A 20262-nucleotide genomic window follows, 5' to 3' on the forward strand; every position below is an offset into this window, starting at 1 on the left:
ATGCGCAATCCTCAAGGCGGGAATGGTGTAATTAGATGTCACGGCAGGCATTGACTGCCTGCCGTGAGAGAAATCAGTTTTTCTCAGGCGGGAAAACGAGGTTCAGCACGATAGCGGTGATACCGCCTGCGGCAATGCCGGAAGAGAGCAGGTTTTTCACCCAGTCCGGGGCAAACTGCAGGATCAGCGGCTGCTGAGAAACGCCCAGACCGACGGCCAGCGAAAGCGCAATAATCATGATTGCGCGGCGGTTCAGCGGCTCGCGGGAGACGATACGCACGCCGGAGGCCGCGATCGTCCCGAACATCACCAGCGTTGCGCCGCCCAGCACCGGCTCAGGGATGTGCTGCACAAAGCCGCTCACCGCCGGGAACAGGCCGAGGACGATCAGCATCAGCGCCACCACGAAGCCAACGTAGCGGCTGGCCACGCCGGTCAGCTGGATCACGCCATTGTTCTGACCGAAGCAAGAGTTCGGGAAGGTGTTGAAGACCGCAGAGACAAACGAGTTGAGGCCGTTCGCCAGCACGCCGCCTTTCAGGCGCTTCATGTACAGCGGGCCGGAAACGGGCTGCTCGGAGACGTCGGAGGTGGCGGTGATGTCGCCGATGGTCTCCAGAGAGGTGATCATAAAGACCAGCATCAGCGGCAGGAGCAGGCCCCAGTCAATGCCCAGACCGTAGTACAGCGGCGTGGGGACGGTGATCAGCGCGCTGTTGGTCGGCGCGGTGTTTTCCGGCAGCATACCCAGCGCCCAGGCCAGCAGGTAACCCGCCGCCATGGCGATCACCAGCGAGGCGACGCGCAGGTAAGGGTTACGCTGACGGTTAAGCAGAATAATGATGGCCAGCACGACGCCTGCCAGCAGCAGGTTTTTCGGCGCGCCGAAGGTGTGGTCGCTCATCGCGGCATAGCCGCCACCGATGGAGGTAAGGCCCACCTGAATCAGCGACAGGCCGATAATCATCACGACGACGCCGGAAACCAGCGGGGTGATAACGCGGCGAGCCAGATGCAGAACGCGGGAGATCACCATCTCCGTACAGCTGGCCAGCATCAGGGTGCCGAACAGCGCCGCCATCATGGTCGCGACATCCGCGCCGCCGGTTTTCAGGGCCGTACCGCCCATGATCAGGGGCGCCACGAAGTTAAAGCTGGTGCCCTGAATCGACAATAATCCCGATCCCACCGGACCCCACGCTTTAATTTGAATAATCGAGGCCACGCCGGAGGCGAAAAGAGACATGCTGATAATGTGCTGCGTGTCCTGCGCCGGTAAGCCGAGCGCCTGGCAAATCAGCAGCGCCGGGGTGATCACCGCAACAAACATCGCCAGAAGATGCTGGCAGGCGGCGAAAAGCGTCTGCGGCAGCGGCGGGCGATCTTCAAGGCGGTAAATCAGTTCGCTATTTTGCTTCTGCGCAATCGGTTGCGCATCAGGCGACTCTATGGTGTTAACGGACATCGGCGGCAATCCCACGGTGGAAAAGCGGGCATTTTATCTGACCACCTGGTAAAAGCAAACGATTGCCAGCAAAAAAAGGCAAGAAAATCTGCCGCTGTGAGCAGGTTTTCTACAACGCATCGGGAAAAAAAATTACACTTTTTGCGCCGGGGGCTCATGAAGAGCGCAAACCGGCCCAGGATAACGCCGCGTGTGTAGGGAACACGCGCAAAAAAGGAGCCTTCTATGATTCATCTCGATACGTTGTCGACCCTTGTTGCCGCAACGCTGGTCTTACTGCTTGGTCGTAAGCTGGTACATAGCGTTCCCCTTCTGAAGAAATACACCATTCCTGAACCTGTTGCCGGTGGTCTGCTGGTGGCGCTGGCCCTGCTGGTGCTGAAAAAAAGCATGGGCTGGGAAATCGATTTTGATATGTCCCTGAAAGACCCGCTGATGCTGGCCTTCTTTGCCACCATCGGCCTGAATGCCAACCTGGCGAGCCTGCGGGCGGGCGGTAAGGTGCTCGGTGTATTTTTGATTGTGGTGGTGGGGCTGCTGCTGATGCAAAACGCTATTGGTATCGGGATGGCGTCGCTGCTGGGACTGGATCCGCTGATGGGGCTGCTGGCAGGGTCGATTACCCTGTCAGGCGGTCACGGTACCGGAGCCGCGTGGAGCAAGTTGTTTATCGAGCGCTACGGGTTTGAAAACGCGACGGAAGTGGCGATGGCCTGCGCGACCTTTGGTCTGGTGCTGGGTGGCCTGATTGGCGGCCCGGTGGCTCGCTATCTGGTGAAGCACTCCACCACGCCGGACGGCAGGCCGGACGATGAGCTGGTGCCGACAGCATTCGAAAAGCCGGACGTCGGGCGCAGTATTACCTCGCTGGTGCTGATTGAAACCATCGCGATGATCGCCATCTGCCTGACCGTGGGCAAAGTGGTTGCGCAATGGCTGGCGGGCTCAGCGTTTGAGCTGCCGACCTTTGTCTGCGTGCTGTTTATCGGGGTGATCCTGAGCAACGGTCTGGCGCTAATGGGCTTCTACCGCGTGTTTGAACGGGCGGTGTCAGTGCTCGGCAACGTCTGCCTGTCGCTGTTCCTGGCGATGGCGCTAATGAGCCTCAAGCTGTGGGAGCTGGCCTCGCTGGCGCTGCCAATGGTGGCGATTCTGGCGGTACAGACCCTGTTTATGGCGCTGTACGCCATGTTTGTCACCTGGCGGATGATGGGCAAAAACTATGATGCGGCGGTGCTGGCGGCGGGTCACTGCGGGTTTGGTCTGGGGGCCACCCCAACGGCTATCGCCAACATGCAGGCGATCACCGAACGCTTCGGGCCTTCGCACATGGCGTTTCTGGTGGTCCCGATGGTCGGGGCGTTCTTTATTGATATCGTCAACGCGCTGGTGATTAAGCTGTACCTGATGCTGCCGATGTTTGCCTGAATCAGGCGTTGGAATAGCGTTCGGTTTCCGGCATCCAGCGCTCAATTAACGCTGCCGCCTGTTCGGGGTAGCGTTCATGAATGTGGCGGGCGAGGCGCTGAACCTCGGGGATCATGGCCTGATCGCGCAGCAAATCCGCGACTTTGAATTCCGCGTTCCCCGTCTGACGCGTGCCCAGCAGTTCACCGGGGCCGCGGATCTCAAGGTCTTTTTGCGCAATCACAAAACCGTCGTTACTGTCGCGCAGTACCTGCAAACGCATCTGGGCGGTTTTCGAGAGCGGGGCTTTGTAGAGCAGGACGCAGTGGGACGCTACCGCGCCACGGCCAACGCGTCCGCGCAGCTGGTGGAGCTGGGCCAGGCCCAGGCGCTCCGGGTTTTCGATAATCATCAGGCTGGAGTTCGGGACGTCCACGCCCACTTCAATCACCGTCGTGGCGACCAGCAAATGCAACTCGCCCTGCTTAAACGACTGCATCACCGCCTGCTTTTCGGCAGGCTTCATGCGTCCGTGAACCAGGCCCACGTTCAGCTCCGGCAGTGCCAGCTTAAGCTCTTCCCACGTGGCTTCGGCAGCCTGCGCTTCCAGCAGTTCCGACTCTTCTATCAGCGTACAAACCCAGTAGGCCTGACGCCCTTCGTGGGTGCAGGCGTTGCGCACGCGATCGATGATATCGCTGCGACGCGTGTCAGGAATGGCAACCGTTGTGACCGGCGTACGGCCCGGGGGGAGTTCGTCGATGGTGGAGGTATCCAGATCGGCGTAAGCCGTCATCGCCAGGGTGCGCGGGATCGGCGTGGCGGTCATGATCAGCTGATGCGGGTGGAAGCCCTGCTGCAGTCCCTTTTCCCATAGCGCCAGACGTTGATGCACGCCGAAGCGGTGCTGTTCATCGATAATCACCAGCGCAAGGCCGTTGAACTGCACCTGCTCCTGGAAGATAGCGTGCGTGCCGACAATCATCTGCACCTGCCCGCTGGCGATGGCCTCCTGTTGCGCAAGGCGCGCTTTGCCTTTTTGCTTTCCGGCAAGCCAGCCGACTTCAATCCCAAGCGGCGCAAACCAAGCGCGGAAATTGTTGGCGTGTTGTTCCGCCAGCAGTTCGGTCGGTGCCATCAGCGCGACCTGTTTGCCGTGGGCAATCGCGCGCAGGGCGGCCAGCGCGGCAACCAGCGTTTTACCGGACCCCACGTCGCCCTGCACCAGGCGCATCATCGGCACGTCGAGCGCCATATCGCGTTCAATCTCGGCGGTGACGCGCGCCTGTGCGCCGGTGGGTTTAAACGGCAGGGAGGTCAGCAGCTTATCTTTGAGCTCATCACGCGGGCTTAATGGCTGGGCATGGAAACGCTGCGCGCCTGCGCGCAGCGCCAGCATGCTCAGGTTATGGGCCAGTAATTCCTCAAGGATAAGACGCTGTTGAGCGGGGTGTTTGCCGCTTTCTAAGTCGCTGAGCTGCAGCGTTGGCGGCGGGCGGTGCAGGGTACGCAGCGCCTCGGGCAGGGTCATCATGCCCTGCGCCAGCTCGGGCGGCAGCAGTTCGGTAATGGCGCAGGTATCCAGCAGCTCCAGCGCCTGATCGGTGAGCTTACGCAGCGTCGCCTGCTTGATGCCTTCGGTCGTCGGGTAAACCGGGGTGAGCGTCTCCTGCATCTCTGGCGTGCTGAGATCGCCCTGCACGCGGTACTCCGGGTGGATCATCTCTGCGCCATATTTTCCGCGTTTGGCTTCGCCATAGGCCAGCACCCTGCGGCCCGTTGCCAGGCTGTTTTTCATCGCCGCGCTGAAGTTGAAAAAACGCATGGTGAGAATGCCGGTGCCGTCGCTGATCTGACAGGTCATCATCCGGCGTCCGCCGAAGGTGATGTTGCAGTTCAGAACTTCGCCTTCAACGGTGGCGTAAATGGCGGGAAGGAGATCGCCAATCTTGTAAAGCTGGGTGCGGTCTTCGTAACGCAGGGGGAGGTGAAGCAGGAGATCCTGCACCGTGTGCAGGCCAATTTTAGCCAGCTTACTGCTTTGCGCCGCGCCCACGCCCGTCAGGCTGTTGAGCGGGATAGCATCCAGCAGGCGGCCTTTCATCGGTTACCCGGCGTACTGCATGGTGGCCCACCACTCGGCATCGGCTTCAATTTCGCCCTGCGCGTTGACGTGGGGGTAAGGCAATTTTTTCTGCTTCGCAACGCGAGCCAGCACCGGATATCCGCCTTCAAACAGCAGGCGCTGCTGTTCCTCTTCCGGCAGCATGCTGTTGCTGCGCTCGTACATGCCAGCGTTCTGACGCTGGCGCTGCGCTTCATACAGAATGAGCGCGGAGGCCACGGAGACGTTGAGTGACTGGACCATGCCAATCATCGGAATGATGATGTCCCGATCCGCCAGATCCAGTGCTTCCTGGGTGATCCCGGTTTTCTCCTGACCCATCAAAATGCAGGTCGGGCGGGTGTAGTCGATCTCGCGGAAATCCACGGCCTTAGCGGACAGGTTAGTGGCAAGGATCTGCATCCCGCGTCCTTTCAGGTGCGATACGGCTTCGCCAATTGTCTGGTGAGATTTGACGGAAACCCAGCTGTTACTGCCTGCCGCGGCAGAGACCATGGTTCGCATCCGGTGACCCGGCCAGACGGCGTGCACTTCATGCACACCGACGGCATCGGCGGTACGAACGATAGCAGAGACGTTATGCGGTTTATGGACCTGCTCCATGCAGACCGTCAGGTCAGGCTGACGCCTGGCGAGCATTTCGCATATCCGCGCGTAACGTTGTGAATTCATGCCGCTAGTTTCGGTTACGGGTGACTTTAATCACGTCCGGCATGACGCGGATCTTGCGCATAATATTCGCCAGATGCACGCGGTCTCGGGCGGTCAGACGAATAAAGGCGCTGTATACGCGGCCATCTTTTTCTTCCGTATTCAGGCTTTGAATATTGGAAGACGCCGTGTTGATCGCTGCCGTCAGGTTCGCCAGGGCACCCTGATGGTTGAACATATCCACCTTAATTTCGGTGATAAATTCCTGCGCGGTCTCTTTATCCCATTCGACCGCCATAAACTTCTCGGCCTCTTTCTGGTAGCCGCGGATGTTACGACAGGATTCATGGTGGATAACCAGCCCTTTACCCGGGCTGACGTGCGCAATAATCGGGTCGCCAGGAATTGGACGGCAACATTTTGCGAAGGTGATCAGCACCCCGTCCGCGCCTTTAATCGGCAGATGTCCGTGGCCAGGCGTAGCTGCAGGCACGGCTGTCGTGTCGCCTTGCTGCAGGTTCTTCGCCACCACCACGCTCATGGCGTTGCCGAGGCCGATCTCTGCCAGCAGGTCGTCAAGCGACGCGAGCTTCATGCGCTCCAGCTCACGCTGGACGTTCTCCTGCGGGATTTCAGCCAGCTTGCGACTGCCGCCCAACGCGTGGTTGAGAAGACGACGCCCAAGGCTGACGGAATCATCACGCTTGAGGTTTTTCAGCAGTTGGCGAATTTTGGCGCGTGCTTTAGAACTCACGACAAAGTTCAGCCAGGCCGCGTTCGGACGTGCGCCCGGCGCGGTAATGATTTCCACCGTCTGACCGCTGGAGAGCGGCTGAGACAGCGGATAAGGCTGTCTGTCGACGCGCGCGCCCACGCAGGCATGGCCGATATCGGTATGCACGGCGTAAGCGAAGTCGACCGGTGTTGCGCCCGCAGGCAGTTCGACAATGCGGCCTTCTGGGGTGAAAACGTAAATCTCATCCGGGAAGAGATCGGATTTCACGCTCTCGATAAATTCAAACGAGCTACCCGCACTCTGCTGAAGTTCCAGCAGGCTCTGCATCCAGCGCTGGGCGCGGATTTGTGCGGTTGTGCTGCTTTCGCCACCGTGCTCTTTATAGGCCCAGTGCGCGGCCACACCCATCTCTGCCATCTGGTCCATGTCTTCGGTACGAATTTGCACCTCAACAGGCACGCCGTGCGGCCCGATCATCGAGGTGTGCAAAGATTGATAGCCGTTCGCTTTTGGAATAGCGATGTAATCTTTCATCCGCCCTGGACGCGGTTTATAGAGGCTGTGCATCTGCCCCAGCACGCGATAACAGGTATCTGAATCGTGGACAATCACGCGGAAGGCGTAGATATCCATGATCGAGTGAAAACGTTGCTCTTTGAGCACCATTTTGCAGTAGATGGAGTACAGGTGTTTTTCGCGACCGCTGACGCGGCACGGAATCCCCGCTTCCTGCAAACGCCCTTCGATTTCAGAGAGGATCTTTTGAATCATCTCTTTACGGTTGCCACGTGCGGCTTTCACCACCTCTTTAATCACGCGATAGCGGTTCGGGTACAACGCTTCAAAACCCAGCTCTTCCAGCTCGGTTTTAATGTGGTGAATACCTAAACGGTGCGCCAGCGGACTGTAGATTTCGAGGGTTTCACGGGCAATGCGGCGACGTTTATCCGGGCGAAGTGAGCCCAGCGTGCGCATGTTGTGGGTGCGGTCAGCGAGTTTGATGAGAATGACGCGGATATCCTGCACCATCGCCATAATCATCTTGCGGAAGTTTTCGGCTTGCGCCTCTTTCTTGTCGCGGAAATTCAGCTTATCAAGCTTAGAGACCCCTTCCACCAGTTCGGCAACGCTTTTGCCAAACAGCTGTTCCATATCCTGGTAAGTGGCAGGGGTATCTTCAATCACGTCGTGCAGCAGCGCGGCCATCAGCGTTTCGTAGTCGAGTTTCATCTCGGCCAGAATACAGGCCACCGCTACCGGGTGCGTGATGTAGGGTTCACCGCTTGAACGTGTCTGGCCCTCGTGAGCGTCACGTGCAACGAGATACGCCTGCTGAAGACGCTTAATCTGGTCTTCAGGCAGGTAGGTTTGAATCAGTTGATTCAGGCTTTCAAACAGATACAAGGGCGACCCGCAGGTTTAATTAACGACGACCTTCAGCAATAGCGGTTACGGCCTGCAGTTCTGCGGCTTCCTGCTCTTGCTGCTCCTGGCGCTCACGCACGTCGAGGATCTGGTTGTTGATCAGACCTTCTTCGATTTCGCGAAGTGCAATAACGGTGGTTTTATCGTTTTCTTCCGGTACCAGCGGATCTTTACCGCCTACCTGCATCTGACGAGCGCGACGCGCGGCGACCAGCACCAGGTCAAAACGGTTACCAATTTTCTCTACAGCGTCCTGAACAGTTACGCGTGCCATACTTAAAATGCTCCACAGGTGAAGAAATGACTGGGCATGATACTGAAAGTGGGTTCAGTCTGCCAACAGTTTGGTGATTAATGCGTCATGTCGCTGCTTCTGGCGGCTCATACGCAGACGTTCTGCACGAAGAATGGTTTTGAGATCGCTCAGCGCGGCATCAAAATCATCATTCACAATAAGGTAATCATATTCCGCGTAATGGCTCATTTCTGCAACAGCCTGTTCCATACGCTTTGCGATGACTTCTTCGCTGTCCTGACCGCGGCCACGCAGGCGGCGATCCAGCTCATCTTTCGATGGCGGTAAAATAAAGATACTGCGCGAGTCAGGCATTTTCTTGCGAATTTGCTGTGCACCCTGCCAGTCGATATCCAGGAACACATTCACGCCCGTGGCCAGAACCTGCTCAATGGTTTCACGCGAGGTACCGTAGTAATTACCGAATACTTCCGCGTGTTCAAGAAACGCGTCTCTGCCGATCATCGCTCTGAACTCATCGTGATCCACAAAGAAATAGTGTTCACCGTGCACTTCACCCGGACGCGGCGCTCGCGTGGTGTGAGAAACAGAAACCTGTGTGTCGTACAACGGTTGGGTTTTTAACAGTGCCTGAATAAGGCTGGATTTACCCGCGCCACTAGGGGCAGAAACAATATAAAGCGTGCCTTGAGCCATGAGAGTCTTTTGTATGTGTTAACGAAGAAGTCCTACATACGGGCTTATTATACACGTCACTGCCGTGTGACGTAGCCTTTGTCACACTTTTTCCCCTGGATTATTGAATTTTGCGTGCCGTTTTCAGGTTTTATCCGTGGTTTTCAGCAACCCCAGGAAATACCGGATAGCGTCTCGCAGTGTGAACCGTTGCCGTTAGCGTTGTTTCAGACATCGGGGTATACCTCCTGCAACGCAAAGGAGGGGTAGCGATGTGGCGATGGATAAGCGGGTTAATGCTGTTGTGGTGTGGCTATGGCGCGGCGGTATGTCCGGTCTGGTCGCAGGCAAAAGCAGAGAAAGAGATGGCGTCATTAAGCGCGCAAATCAAACGCTGGGATGACGCTTACTGGAAGCAAGGCGTGAGCGAAGTTAACGACGAGGTTTACGATCAGCTTAACGGGCGGTTAACGCAGTGGCAGCGCTGTTTTGGCACTGAACTCTCAGGAGAGAAACTTCCTCCGCTGACCGGGAGCGTCAAACATCCTGTTGCCCATACGGGCGTACATAAGGTGGTCAGCAAAGAGGAGCTGAAACAATGGATGCGTGCGCGGCAACATCTGTGGATGCAGCCCAAAGTTGACGGTGTGGCGGTAACGCTGGTCTACCGTGACGGAAAGTTAATCCAGGCCATCAGTCGCGGTGATGGTCTGAAAGGGGAGGACTGGACCGGGAAGGTACGTTTAATCCCGTCTGTTCCGCAAAAGCTCACCGGCAAGCTGGCGAACAGCGTCTTACAGGGCGAGCTTTTTTGGCTAAGCGACAGTCACATTCAGCGGCAGATGGGTGGGATGAACGCTCGCGCAAAGGTGGCAGGTGCGATGATGCGCCAAAAGGATAACGCGCTATTGAATAAGCTCGGCGTATTCATCTGGGCCTGGCCGGATGGGCCGAAAAATATGCAGACATCTTTAGCTGAACTGTCTCAGGCCGGTTTTACGCTGTCGGCACGGTATACGCTACCCGCCGAATCTGTTGACGCCGTCGAGAAACAACGCGCGGCCTGGCACGTAGCTGCATTACCCTTTGCCACGGATGGCATTGTGGTGCGGTCGGAGGATGCGCCCGCGGGGGAAGGCTGGTTGCCGGGCGAAGGCAACTGGGTGGTTGCGTGGAAATATATGCCAGCAGCCCAGGTGGCCGAGGTGAGTGATATTCATTTTTCCGTGGGGCGAACGGGCAAAATGTCCGTTGTAGCCGCGCTGGAACCCGTGCAACTGGATGATAAACAGGTGCAGCGGGTGAGTCTGGGCTCAGTTGAGCGCTGGCAGCGGCTGGATATTGCCCCGGGGGATCAGATCCAGGTCAGCCTGGCCGGGCAGGGTATTCCCCGGTTTGATAAGGTGGTCTGGCGCGGGGCGGACAGACATAAACCTGAGCCTCCCGCCTCGCGTTATCATGCGCTTAGCTGTTTCTATGCTTCGCCGGAGTGTATGGAGCAGTTCTTTGCCCGACTGGCGTGGCTCAGCTCAAAGCAGGTATTTGATATTGAAGGATTAGGCGAGTCAGGCTGGCGGACCCTCTGGCAGGCGCATCATTTTGAACATCTCTTTTCGTGGCTGTTATTAACGCAGGCGCAAATGCAGGCTACGCCTGGATTTTCCTCCGCGCGCGGGCTGGCGCTCTGGCATCGATTTAATCTGGTGCGCGAGAAGCCTTTTATCCGCTGGCTCATGGCACTGGGTGTTCCGCTGACGCAGGCTTCGCTGAAGGCGATGGGGGACGTAACGTGGCAAACGTTGAGCGGACGTAGCGCAAAGGACTGGCAGAGCCTGCCGGGAACGGGAGAGAAGAAGGCGCGACAAATTGTTGCATTCATCCATGACCCTGGCGTTGCCGGCCTGGCTTCCTGGCTAGGCAAGCAGGGTCTACCCGGATTTTAGAGCGAGCTTGCTTTAGCTTTGCGCCAGGGGGTATGTCTGTCTGGTGAACTGAAGGTTTCGCGAAGCTGATCGTAGTCATAGATGTGGCGGCCGCCATCAATTACCGGGATAAGTGTAGGAGCCTGATAGCACGGTGCAAGCACCGAGCTGCATTGATCAACACCTGTTGTGATTCCAAGCCACGTTAACATCAACTCATAATTGCTTGCTGTGGGCCACGCTTCATGTACCCACCCCACCGCTCTTTTTTGGGCATTCAGGGCTTGCTGGCTATACCAGATAAACTGGGGGACCTGGTAAGCCTCTTTGCTTGGGTTGCGTGAGCCATGCATATAGATGGAATTCATTTGCGGGTTTTTTTCCAGCCCATGGTCTGAAAAATAGAGCAGAGAGGATGCGCTGCCCTGCAGACGTTTAGCCACTTCGCCAATGAAGTAGTCGGTAAACAGAATCGCGTTATTGTAGCAATCTTCATATTTGTTGCCGGTATGCAGAATATTCGCTGATGCCGGATACCGATCGCAGGCCATCTCATGGCTGCCGTTGATATGCAGGAAAATTAACTTCTTGCCGGGGGCTTTAAGCGCCTCATCCAGGGCCGGTAAAAGCTCGGTGTCATAACGGGTATCAATCCACTGGGCTTTATGGCTGATAGAGGCAATGGCCACAATGTAGTTATTGCTCTTGCCTGTGTTACCCTGGGCGCTAATCCACTCGGTGTGATAGCCCGTTTTTTTAGCGACGCTAACGATATTGTCAGCAAGCTTATCGGTGGTGAAGTGGTCTGGATCAGCTTTGCTTAAAATCATCGGTACGGAAAGCACGGTGGCTGACGCGGGGGCAATAGCATTGCTAAAGATGAGGGCGTCCTTCGCCAGCCTGGATTCCACAGGCGTGGTATCCTGATGAAAACCGTAGAGCTTCATATTGCTGCGACGTGCGGATTCACCCACGATAACAACATAGTTTTCGATGCCCGTATCATGATATTGCAACGCAGGATAATTGACGCTGTGCTGGCTAATTTTCTCCGCCAGCGCGTTATCGCGATGGGCAATAATGAACTCTGCACCGGTGTAAAACGGCGTATTGGTTAAAATCCGCGAGCTGAGCGGATAATAAACTTCAAGATCGTGGCGTTTTTTTAGCCAGTTTGCCGTTGAATACCAGCCCAAATAAACGGCAAGCAGAACGAAGCCGACAGTTCTCACACGGGAAGAAACATGCTCGCTCATCGATTTGATTGCGTACCAGGTGACAACAAAGTAAGCAACCGCGGCTGGTAAACAGTGCAGGTATAAACCTGACATGCTTTTCGCTTCGGCTACGTGAGTGCCGAGAATACTCATCGCAAATACGGTGTTAAATTCGCTCTGGTAGACACTCCATGTGCTGTAAGCAACCGCAAAATTTAACGTAAGCAGGGCGGTTAAAACAAATGCGACGATCTTACCGGGAAGCGTGCGATAGATCGCTGCGGCGCATACCAGTAAGAGCGCATTACAAATCGCAATGCGCACTGCGAATCGCGCGGGTTGTGTTAAAAATACTGGCCATAACTGAATCAGCACGGAAACGAGCAGCAAAATTAAAAAATGGCTGCTGAGTTTTTTATTAATAATCAGTGCTGACGTTTTGGCAAAGGACATTGTTTTAACGCAAGTTTATAGGGACAAAGTGGCGACATTTTATCGCGTTTGGCCTGGTTATATAGGATAACAAAAGGTGCTTTTTACTACTTTGTTGTGGTTTTGTTGAGAATTCAATGGGTGTCCTGCGTGTAATGAAAAACGGGCAATCCCAGTTTTAAGCGCAGCGCCAGCAAGCGAGCCGTAAAACCAAATAATAACGTGGCAATGACCACAATATCATGGCTCGAAACATAATGTTGTAAAGCAATATACAGAACGGCAGAGGCAAAGGATATTCCAGCGTAAAGCTCTTTCTGGAAAACCAGTGGAATGCGCTTACAGAACATATCGCGCAGTACGCCGCCAAATACACCTGTTACGACCGCGGCGATAGTGGCTATGACCGGGCTTTCGCCCATATCCAGCGCGATTTGCGCCCCGATAATGGAGAAAACCACCAGACCCAAAGCGTCAAGGACTAAAAAAAGACGGCGAAGGTGGGGCATAACGGGCGCCACGATGGTGGTCAACACGGCGGCAATTGCGACAATAACAATGTATTCAGGGTTTTTTACCCAGCCGAGCGGATAATGTCCCAGCAGGATATCTCGTACCGAACCGCCACCCAGCGCGGTCGCTGTAGCAATAATGATCACGCCGAAGGTGTCCATACGGCGACGTCCGGCGGCAAGTGCGCCGGTCATGGCTTCGGCCGTGATTCCAACGAGATAAAGAATATGTAGCAGCATGTCTTCCCCCAGCATGTAGGGCGACAGAGTAGCGTTTTGTGTAGCAGGTCACTATTGAGTTTTTTTTGTGTGAGCGATAATGACCTACTTATTTTTATCCAAAAATAGTCTTATGGCCTTCTCCATGGGGTTTATGATATTTCTTAAACATTATTTTTTCTCATGCTTTAGTGCGCGCGTTGAGTGAAAATCTGACGAAACATTGGCACAAGTGCTTTATTGCCCGTCTCGCTGAGATGGTTATCGTCGAAATAGTGTGGTTCAAGATTTTTACTGCCCATGCACCGCCCCGCACTGCACAGATAAGGCGTAGGGTCCAGGACCTTAACACCACAGGTTTCTGCTGCCTGAGATTGCGCCTGCAGTATTGCGCTGTTTCGATTCTGATACTCTGCCAAAGGAATAGAAATATCCTGTGCTTTTTTAGACGTCATTAAGCGATGGGAGAGCGTACGAGGCACATTCACTCCCATTTCAGGAACAGGATTGACCAACACCACCGGATGTTCATGATTAAGCGTACAGGCCATCTTTACGATGGACGCCGCATATTGCTGTAAATAGTCTTTCTCGTCCAATGGGCCAGCGTTGAATCTCACCTGCCTTTTCTCGGCATAGTGAGTCAGACGGTTAACAATCACCACCGGGACGTTGGACGGGTAGGCTTTTAATTTTTCACTCAGCGAGCGGTTAAATTTGCCGCAGCGTTTGCTCTCCAGCAAAGTGGCATCTGCCAGCGTAGGACAGCCGGAATAGGTTATGCCGACAACGGAACCGCGATCCGCTGCGGCTGCAGCGAGGGCAGTTGCCGCGGCTTCGGCATGACTGTCGCCAATAATGATAGCTGCAGGTGTACCGGTACCGTAAAAACTCATGTGCGTTTTTGGATCGGCGGCATAGTTTTTATTGTTCGCTTCGGCGGCTATCCGATCGACCTGAGCATTAGGACGGCTGACAATTATGTCGTTTTTCACCAGATAACTATACCCCCAGGCCGTCCCTATACAGCTAAACAGAATTATCCAGAAGGCGGCAACGCTACGCTGGTTTAAAAAGTTTTTGGCGGGTTGCTCAATCAGCACCCATGAGACCCATCCGATTAAAAAAGAGAGGACAATAGCGCTGAGCACCCAGAGTCCATTGTGTTGGTGCCCGGCATAAATGAGATATACGGCAACAGGCCAGTGCCACAAATAGACAGAATAAGAACTTAATCCCACCCAGCGAAGGTTGCGGTCGGCAAGGCTAATCAGTGAATTGTCGTTGCCGTAGATAACCAGCATGGTACCAATGATGGGCAGCAAGGTTAGTCCGCCGGGCCAGGCGCTTTCATCGTTAATAAAGAAAACAGAAGCCGTGATGAGCGTATATCCAAGCAGAGTTATTAATGTGCAAAATGCCCTGGTGAGTATTAAACGATTGGCTCCATACCAGACGAGGCCGCCGCAGAGCATTTCCCAGGCGCGATAGGGCATTAGATAAAATCGGCTGGCGTCATTCTCCGTGGCACTCATGCTGAACCAAAATGCGCCCAGTGTAAGGACTAACAGGCATAACCCGGTATTAACCCATTTTCTGAGCGGATATAACCCTATGATGATAAAGGGTAATATAAGATAAAACTGCCATTCAACAGAGAGTGACCAGGTATGCAGGAACCAGTTTTCATGCGAGTCGGTAGCAAAATAATTCCCTGACTCCTTTTTTAACTTTATATTGGAAATAAAAAGAACAATATAGCCAATATAATTTCCGAGTTTTCGATATTCATTTGTCGGAAGCCAGAATAAGGTCGCCAGTGCCATGATAATACACAGCGTTAGCAATGCGGGAATTATGCGTTTGGAACGTGCAGCGTAAAATTCTAAAAGTTTAAACGAACGCTTTTTGAGGCCAGTGGATATAATTTTTGTCATCAGAAAACCAGAGATCACAAAGAAGATATCCACTCCAACAAACCCGCCCGGGAGTAGGGTTGGCGCGAAGTGGTAAAGCACTACTGAAAGAATGGCAACCCCGCGCAGCAGGTTGATATCCTGGCGGAATTCGCGGTCAACGGCGAGGCTTTTGCTTTCCTCTAATGTTAAGTTGATGTTTGTCATTCACTTTTCCGAACGATTTTTTCTTTTAATTAAAACGTCGGAGAATATATCAAAAGTAATCAGTAATTTCTTGTTTTCTGGTGCGAAACGAAAAAGGCCACTGTTTCCAGTGGCCTTTTAAACATCTTCGAGAGAAATTACTCAATATTCTGGATCTGCTCGCGCATTTGCTCAATCAGCACTTTCAACTCAATCGCGGAGTTGGTGACTTCTGCATTGATAGACTTAGACGCCAGGGTGTTCGACTCACGGTTGAACTCCTGCATCATAAAGTCCAGACGGCGGCCCACCGCTTCCTTCTTCTTCAGAATGTTGTAGGTCTCTTTAACGTGCGCTTCCAGACGGTCCAGCTCTTCAGCGACATCGATACGTTGCGCCATCAGCACCAGCTCTTGTTCCAGACGGGTGTTTTCCAGCTGAACTTCTGCTTCTTCCAGTTTGGCGACAAGGCGCTCGCGCTGCCACTGCAGCACTTCCGGCATATGGGTGCGAACCTTAGCCACTTCAGCGCTGACGCCTTCAAGGCGCTGCTCAATCATCGCTTTCAGCGCCTGACCTTCGGTTTCGCGGGCAACGATAAAGTCATCCAGCGTGCCGTCGAGGGCGGCCAGAATTTCAGCGGCAATGGCGTCCAGATCCTGCTCACCGGCGGCCATGACGCCAGGCCAGCGCAGAATATCAACCGGGTTGATTTCGCCTTCATCGCTCTGCATTTTAACCCAGTTCGCCGCATTGACGAGCTGTTTCGCCAGTTTTTCGTTGAGGATCAGCTCGCCCTGTGCGCTGGCATCAGGCTCAAAGCGCAGGTTACATTCCACTTTACCGCGCGTCAGGCGCGTACGGATACGCTCGCGTACAACAGGCTCAAGGCTGCGGAACTGCTCCGGCATACGGAAATACGTTTCCAGGTAACGCTGGTTTACCGAGCGCATTTCCCATGTGGCGCTACCCCAGCTACCCTTGATTTCACGCCGGGCGTAGGCGGTCATACTGCGGATCATAGACATTCCCGTTTTTAAAGGAGAGATGGGGGGATTATAGCTTTCGGGGGCTTCTCAGGATAGGAATAAGCGTCCTTTATCCGTATAATGCGCAGCCACATTCGTTTCAAGCCGGAGAATCCATCATGCGTCCATCAGGTCGTAGCGCCAATCAGGTGCGTCCCGTCATCCTGACCCGTAACTATACAAAACACGCTGAAGGCTCCGTGCTGGTTGAGTTTGGTGACACTAAAGTGCTGTGCACCGCCTCCATCGAAGAAGGCGTTCCGCGCTTCCTGAAAGGTCAGGGTCAGGGCTGGATCACCGCAGAATACGGCATGCTGCCGCGTGCGACCCATACCCGTAATGCCCGTGAAGCGGCAAAGGGTAAGCAGGGCGGTCGTACCATGGAAATTCAGCGTCTGATCGCGCGTGCGCTGCGCGCTGCCGTTGACCTGAAAACCCTCGGCGAATTCACGATTACCCTGGACTGCGATGTAATTCAGGCCGATGGTGGCACGCGTACGGCCTCTATTACCGGCGCCTGTGTAGCGCTGGCCGATGCCCTGAACAAGCTGGTTGCAGCCGGTAAGCTGAAAACCAACCCAATGAAAGGCATGGTTGCGGCGGTCTCCGTAGGCATCGTTAACGGTGAAGCGCTTTGCGATCTGGAATACGTTGAAGATTCCGCGGCAGAGACAGACATGAACGTGGTGATGACCGAAGATGGTCGCATCATTGAGGTGCAGGGCACGGCAGAAGGCGAGCCGTTCACTCACGAAGAACTTCTCTCCCTGCTGGCGTTGGCCCGAGGGGGAATCGAATCCATTGTCACGACGCAGAAAGCGGCGTTAGAAAATTGATTTTAAAGGCGACCAATGAGTCGCCTTTTTTTTGCCTGTAAGACAGAAAACCAAAGGAGCAAATCCATGAAATCGTATCAGCGCCAGTTTATTGAGTTTGCGCTTAACAAGCAGGTACTTAAGTTTGGCGAATTTACGCTGAAATCCGGGCGTAAGAGTCCCTATTTCTTCAACGCCGGGCTGTTTAATACCGGGCGCGATCTGGCATTGTTAGGCCGTTTCTATGCCGAAGCGCTGGTAGATTCCGGGATTGATTTTGACCTGCTGTTTGGCCCGGCCTATAAAGGCATTCCGATTGCGACCACCACCGCGGTGGCGCTGGCGGAACACCATGACCGCGACGTGCCGTACTGCTTTAACCGCAAAGAGGCTAAAACCCACGGTGAAGGCGGGAATCTGGTCGGCAGCGCGCTGCAGGGCCGCGTCATGCTGGTCGACGACGTGATCACCGCAGGCACGGCGATCCGCGAATCAATGGAGATTATCCAGGCCAACGGTGCAACGCTGGCTGGTGTGTTGATTTCGCTGGATCGTCAGGAGCGTGGTCGTGGAGAAATCTCCGCCATTCAGGAAGTGGAGCGCGACTACAACTGCAAAGTGACGTCGATTATCACCCTGAAAGAGCTGATTGCGTATCTGGAAGAGAAGCCTGAGATGGCGGACCATCTGGCAGCGGTAAAAGCGTATCGCGAAGCGTTCGGGGTTTAATTGTATTGCCCGGTGGCGCTACGCTTACCGGGCCTACCCGTTCGCAGGCCGGATAAGGCGAAGCCGCCATCCGGCGATGGCGTTACTGTAATTGTGCTGCGACTAACGGCCAGCGGGCGTCAAAATCGTCCGTTGGGCGGTATTTGAACTCGCTACGCACAAAGCGGGAGAGCATCCCTTCACAAAACGCCAGAATCTGGCTCGCCAGCAGCGTTTCATCAATGCTGTATCCTTCACCTTCACGCATTTTCTTCTCGCGCAGCACCTGGCGCAGCTGCGCTTCAATGCGTTCGAAAAGCTGGTTAATGCGGCCCTGCAGTCTGTCTTGTTCAAACATCAGCGCGTGGCCGGTCAGGATACGGGTTAAGCCCGGATTGCGTTCACCAAAGCCCAGGATTAACAGCACAATCAGACGCAGACGCGCGGTGGTGTCTTTTTCGTCTTTCAGAATCAGGTTGATGCGTGTGATCAGGCTGTCTTCAATAAACTCGATCAGGCTGTCGAACATCCGGGTCTTGCTCGGAAAATGACGGTACAGCGCCGCCTCAGACACGCCTACGGAGGCGGCCAGTTTAGCGGTGGTGATGCGTTGACTGCCATCGCTGGATTCAAGCATCAGAGCCAGAGATTGAAGTATTTCTTCGCGACGATTCCTTTTCGCGGTTTGTTTTTCTGCCATGTTACAAAATACCCCTGAAAATAAGCACTTGCCAGGCTGGCATCCACACAGCGACCGCAAACGGACGTTTGCGGTTTGTTATTGCATTATGACGCTGTGGGATACGTGTCTGTCGGGCAGTTATTTGCGCCCGGAATGGCCGAAGCCGCCTTCGCCACGGTCGGTGGCATCAAAGTCTGCCACCAGGTTAAATTCTGCCTGTACCACCGGTACAAAGACCATCTGTGCGATACGCTCGCCCGGTTCAATGGTGAAGCTGTCCTGACCACGGTTCCAGACGGAGACCATCAGCTGGCCCTGGTAGTCGGAGTCGATCAGTCCCACCAGGTTACCCAGCACAACGCCGTGCTTATGACCCAGGCCAGAACGCGGCAGGATCACCGCCGCCAGCGACGGGTCAGCGATGTGAATCGCCAGGCCAGTCGGAACCAGGGTCGTGGCACCCGGAGCCAGTTCTACGGCGTCATCGAGACAGGCGCGCAGGTCAAGACCGGCAGAGCCGGAGGTGGCATAGGTTGGCAGCGGAAATTGCTCGCCAACACGCGGGTCCAGAATCTTAACGTCGATTTTTTTCATCATAACGGGTAACGATCTCGTCGAGTAAATGTTGGCCCAGGAGTTCCTTGCGCTCAAGCGGTAAGACTTTATCTCCATCCTGCCAGAAAAGGTGCAGTGCGTTGCTGTCGCTGTTAAATCCTTGTGTGGCCAGCGATACGTCGTTCGCGCAAATCAAATCGAGGTTTTTGCGGGTACGTTTTTGCCGGGCATATTCTTCCACATTATTCGTTTCTGCGGCAAACCCAACAACGTATGGACGGTGGCTTTTTAGTGCGGCGACACCGGCAACAATGTCCGGATTTTTCACCATTTTTAGTGTTAATTCATCGCCTTGCTTTTTAATTTTAGCCTCGGCGATCGTCTCGGCGCGATAGTCTGCAACGGCCGCACAGCCGATAAAAATCTGCTGGTTTTGCGCATGTGCCTGCACGGCGGCTTCCATCTCCAGCGCGGTGGTAACGTCAATTCGCTTCACAAACGCAGGGGTAGGCAGAGAGACCGGGCCGCTCACCAGCGTGACGTTCGCGCCACGCTTCGCAGCGGCGGCGGCAATCGCAAAGCCCATTTTGCCGGAGCTATGGTTGGTGATGTAGCGCACCGGATCCAGCGGCTCGCGCGTGGGGCCCGCGGTAATCATGATGTTGAGATGTTGCAGATCGTTGACAGGCGAAAAATGGGCTGCGGCCATATCAACAATCGTTAGCGGATCGAGCATGCGGCCCGGACCAACATCGCCGCAGGCCTGGCTGCCGTTGTCCGGACCCCAGATAAGCAGGCCGCGTGAGGCCAGCGTCTCAAGATTGTGCTGAGTGGCGGCATTACGGTACATCTGCTGGTTCATGGCCGGAACGACGGCAACAGGGGCAGGCGTAGCCAGACAAATGGTGGAAACCAGATCGTTTGCCATACCGGCCGCCACCCGAGCGATTAAATCCGCGGTGGCGGGGGCGAGGATAACCAGATCTGCCCATTTCCCAAGCTCAATATGGCCCATTGCGGCTTCGGCAGCCGGATCGAGCAGGCTGTCAGATACCGGGTATCCTGAAACGGCCTGCAGGCTCAGAGGAGTGATAAAGGCTTTACCGCCTTCGGTTATCGCGACCCGCACATCTGCCCCGCGCTCGCGCAGACGACGTACCAGCTCCGGCGCTTTGTAGGCAGCAATACCGCCGCTCACGCCAAGAACGATTTTTTTACCGGCCAGGCTCATCATGATTCTTTCCTGTTGGGTTTCACCAGAGAGCGGGCATTTTATCACAATCCCCAAAACGGGGTGATTTTGTCCTTCGACCACTTTGCGAGGCGCTAC

General features: G+C 55.0%; 17 protein-coding genes. 4 read left to right on the plus strand and 13 right to left on the minus strand.

The features are described 5' to 3' along the window. Positions 1 to 73: 73 nt before the first annotated feature. On the minus strand, positions 74 to 1465 hold the full coding sequence (xanP, locus tag ABFV38_RS00380; protein WP_348958145.1) for a xanthine/proton symporter XanP: 1392 nt from the start codon (positions 1463 to 1465) through the stop codon (positions 74 to 76). 225 nt (positions 1466 to 1690) lie between these two features. Between xanP and gltS the strand changes: the two genes are divergently transcribed. Beyond that, a complete protein-coding gene (gltS, locus tag ABFV38_RS00385; RefSeq protein ID WP_262809350.1) occupies positions 1691 to 2893 on the plus strand; it encodes a sodium/glutamate symporter in 1203 nt (400 codons plus the stop codon). 1 nt (position 2894) lies between these two features. Here gltS and recG read toward each other — a convergent pair whose 3' ends face one another. The 5 genes from recG to gmk are packed head-to-tail and all read right to left on the minus strand — an operon-like array spanning position 2895 to position 8761. Further along, positions 2895 to 4976 (minus strand): ATP-dependent DNA helicase RecG, encoded by a 2082-nt coding sequence (gene recG / locus ABFV38_RS00390; RefSeq protein WP_348958146.1) that lies wholly within the window; start codon positions 4974 to 4976, stop codon positions 2895 to 2897. Positions 4977 to 4979: 3 nt separating this feature from the next. After that, positions 4980 to 5669, minus strand: a complete 690-nt coding sequence (gene trmH / locus ABFV38_RS00395; protein ID WP_048028145.1) for a tRNA (guanosine(18)-2'-O)-methyltransferase TrmH — start codon at positions 5667 to 5669, stop codon at positions 4980 to 4982. A gap of 4 nt (positions 5670 to 5673) precedes the next feature. After that, entirely contained in the window at positions 5674 to 7788 is a 2115-nt protein-coding gene (gene spoT, locus ABFV38_RS00400; protein ID WP_045907920.1) for a bifunctional GTP diphosphokinase/guanosine-3',5'-bis pyrophosphate 3'-pyrophosphohydrolase, read from the minus strand. Positions 7789 to 7807: 19 nt separating this feature from the next. Next, the gene (gene rpoZ / locus ABFV38_RS00405) at positions 7808 to 8083 is read right to left on the minus strand and encodes a DNA-directed RNA polymerase subunit omega (RefSeq protein WP_000135058.1); all 276 of its coding nucleotides are present in this window, start codon (positions 8081 to 8083) and stop codon (positions 7808 to 7810) included. 54 nt (positions 8084 to 8137) lie between these two features. Continuing rightward, on the minus strand, positions 8138 to 8761 hold the full coding sequence (gene gmk, locus ABFV38_RS00410; protein WP_010426438.1) for a guanylate kinase: 624 nt from the start codon (positions 8759 to 8761) through the stop codon (positions 8138 to 8140). Positions 8762 to 9012: 251 nt separating this feature from the next. Here gmk and ligB point away from each other — a divergent pair, with 251 nt between their 5' ends. Next, complete coding sequence (ligB, locus tag ABFV38_RS00415) at positions 9013 to 10683, plus strand: NAD-dependent DNA ligase LigB (RefSeq protein ID WP_348958148.1); 1671 nt, start codon at positions 9013 to 9015, stop codon at positions 10681 to 10683. On the opposite strand, the gene ABFV38_RS00420 is transcribed toward ligB, so the two are convergent. The 4 genes from ABFV38_RS00420 to ABFV38_RS00435 form a co-directional block, all read right to left on the minus strand. Beyond that, on the minus strand, positions 10680 to 12332 hold the full coding sequence (locus ABFV38_RS00420; protein ID WP_348958150.1) for a phosphoethanolamine transferase: 1653 nt from the start codon (positions 12330 to 12332) through the stop codon (positions 10680 to 10682). The genes ligB and ABFV38_RS00420 overlap by 4 nt on opposite strands. Before the next feature lie 113 nt (positions 12333 to 12445). Next, positions 12446 to 13063, minus strand: a complete 618-nt coding sequence (locus tag ABFV38_RS00425; protein ID WP_235403320.1) for a trimeric intracellular cation channel family protein — start codon at positions 13061 to 13063, stop codon at positions 12446 to 12448. A gap of 167 nt (positions 13064 to 13230) precedes the next feature. Continuing rightward, the gene (locus tag ABFV38_RS00430; protein ID WP_235403321.1) at positions 13231 to 15165 is read right to left on the minus strand and encodes an acyltransferase family protein; all 1935 of its coding nucleotides are present in this window, start codon (positions 15163 to 15165) and stop codon (positions 13231 to 13233) included. A gap of 137 nt (positions 15166 to 15302) precedes the next feature. Then, positions 15303 to 16166, minus strand: coding sequence for a YicC/YloC family endoribonuclease (locus ABFV38_RS00435; protein ID WP_008502687.1), 864 nt, complete (start codon positions 16164 to 16166; stop codon positions 15303 to 15305). Positions 16167 to 16291: 125 nt separating this feature from the next. Here ABFV38_RS00435 and rph point away from each other — a divergent pair, with 125 nt between their 5' ends. Both rph and pyrE read left to right on the plus strand, forming a co-directional pair. Then, positions 16292 to 17008 carry a ribonuclease PH gene (gene rph / locus ABFV38_RS00440; protein ID WP_061096639.1) on the plus strand — a complete coding sequence of 239 codons (717 nt, stop codon included), beginning with the start codon at positions 16292 to 16294 and terminating at the stop codon, positions 17006 to 17008. Between the two features lie 66 nt (positions 17009 to 17074). Further along, positions 17075 to 17716 carry an orotate phosphoribosyltransferase gene (gene pyrE / locus ABFV38_RS00445; RefSeq protein WP_048028136.1) on the plus strand — a complete coding sequence of 214 codons (642 nt, stop codon included), beginning with the start codon at positions 17075 to 17077 and terminating at the stop codon, positions 17714 to 17716. A gap of 82 nt (positions 17717 to 17798) precedes the next feature. Here pyrE and slmA read toward each other — a convergent pair whose 3' ends face one another. The 3 genes from slmA to coaBC all read right to left on the minus strand — a co-directional run bounded on the left by slmA (position 17799) and on the right by coaBC (position 20163). Then, positions 17799 to 18395 (minus strand): nucleoid occlusion factor SlmA, encoded by a 597-nt coding sequence (gene slmA / locus ABFV38_RS00450; protein ID WP_008502690.1) that lies wholly within the window; start codon positions 18393 to 18395, stop codon positions 17799 to 17801. A 120-nt stretch (positions 18396 to 18515) separates the two neighbouring features. After that, positions 18516 to 18974, minus strand: coding sequence for a dUTP diphosphatase (gene dut / locus ABFV38_RS00455; RefSeq protein WP_008502691.1), 459 nt, complete (start codon positions 18972 to 18974; stop codon positions 18516 to 18518). Then, on the minus strand, positions 18952 to 20163 hold the full coding sequence (coaBC, locus tag ABFV38_RS00460; RefSeq protein WP_090393101.1) for a bifunctional phosphopantothenoylcysteine decarboxylase/phosphopantothenate--cysteine ligase CoaBC: 1212 nt from the start codon (positions 20161 to 20163) through the stop codon (positions 18952 to 18954). The genes dut and coaBC overlap by 23 nt, the downstream gene beginning before the upstream one ends. Between the last annotated feature and the right edge of the window lie 99 nt (positions 20164 to 20262).

This window comes from Enterobacter cloacae complex sp. Mu1197, assembly GCF_040059225.1.
Taxonomy (GTDB): Bacteria; Pseudomonadota; Gammaproteobacteria; order Enterobacterales; family Enterobacteriaceae; genus Enterobacter; species Enterobacter quasiroggenkampii.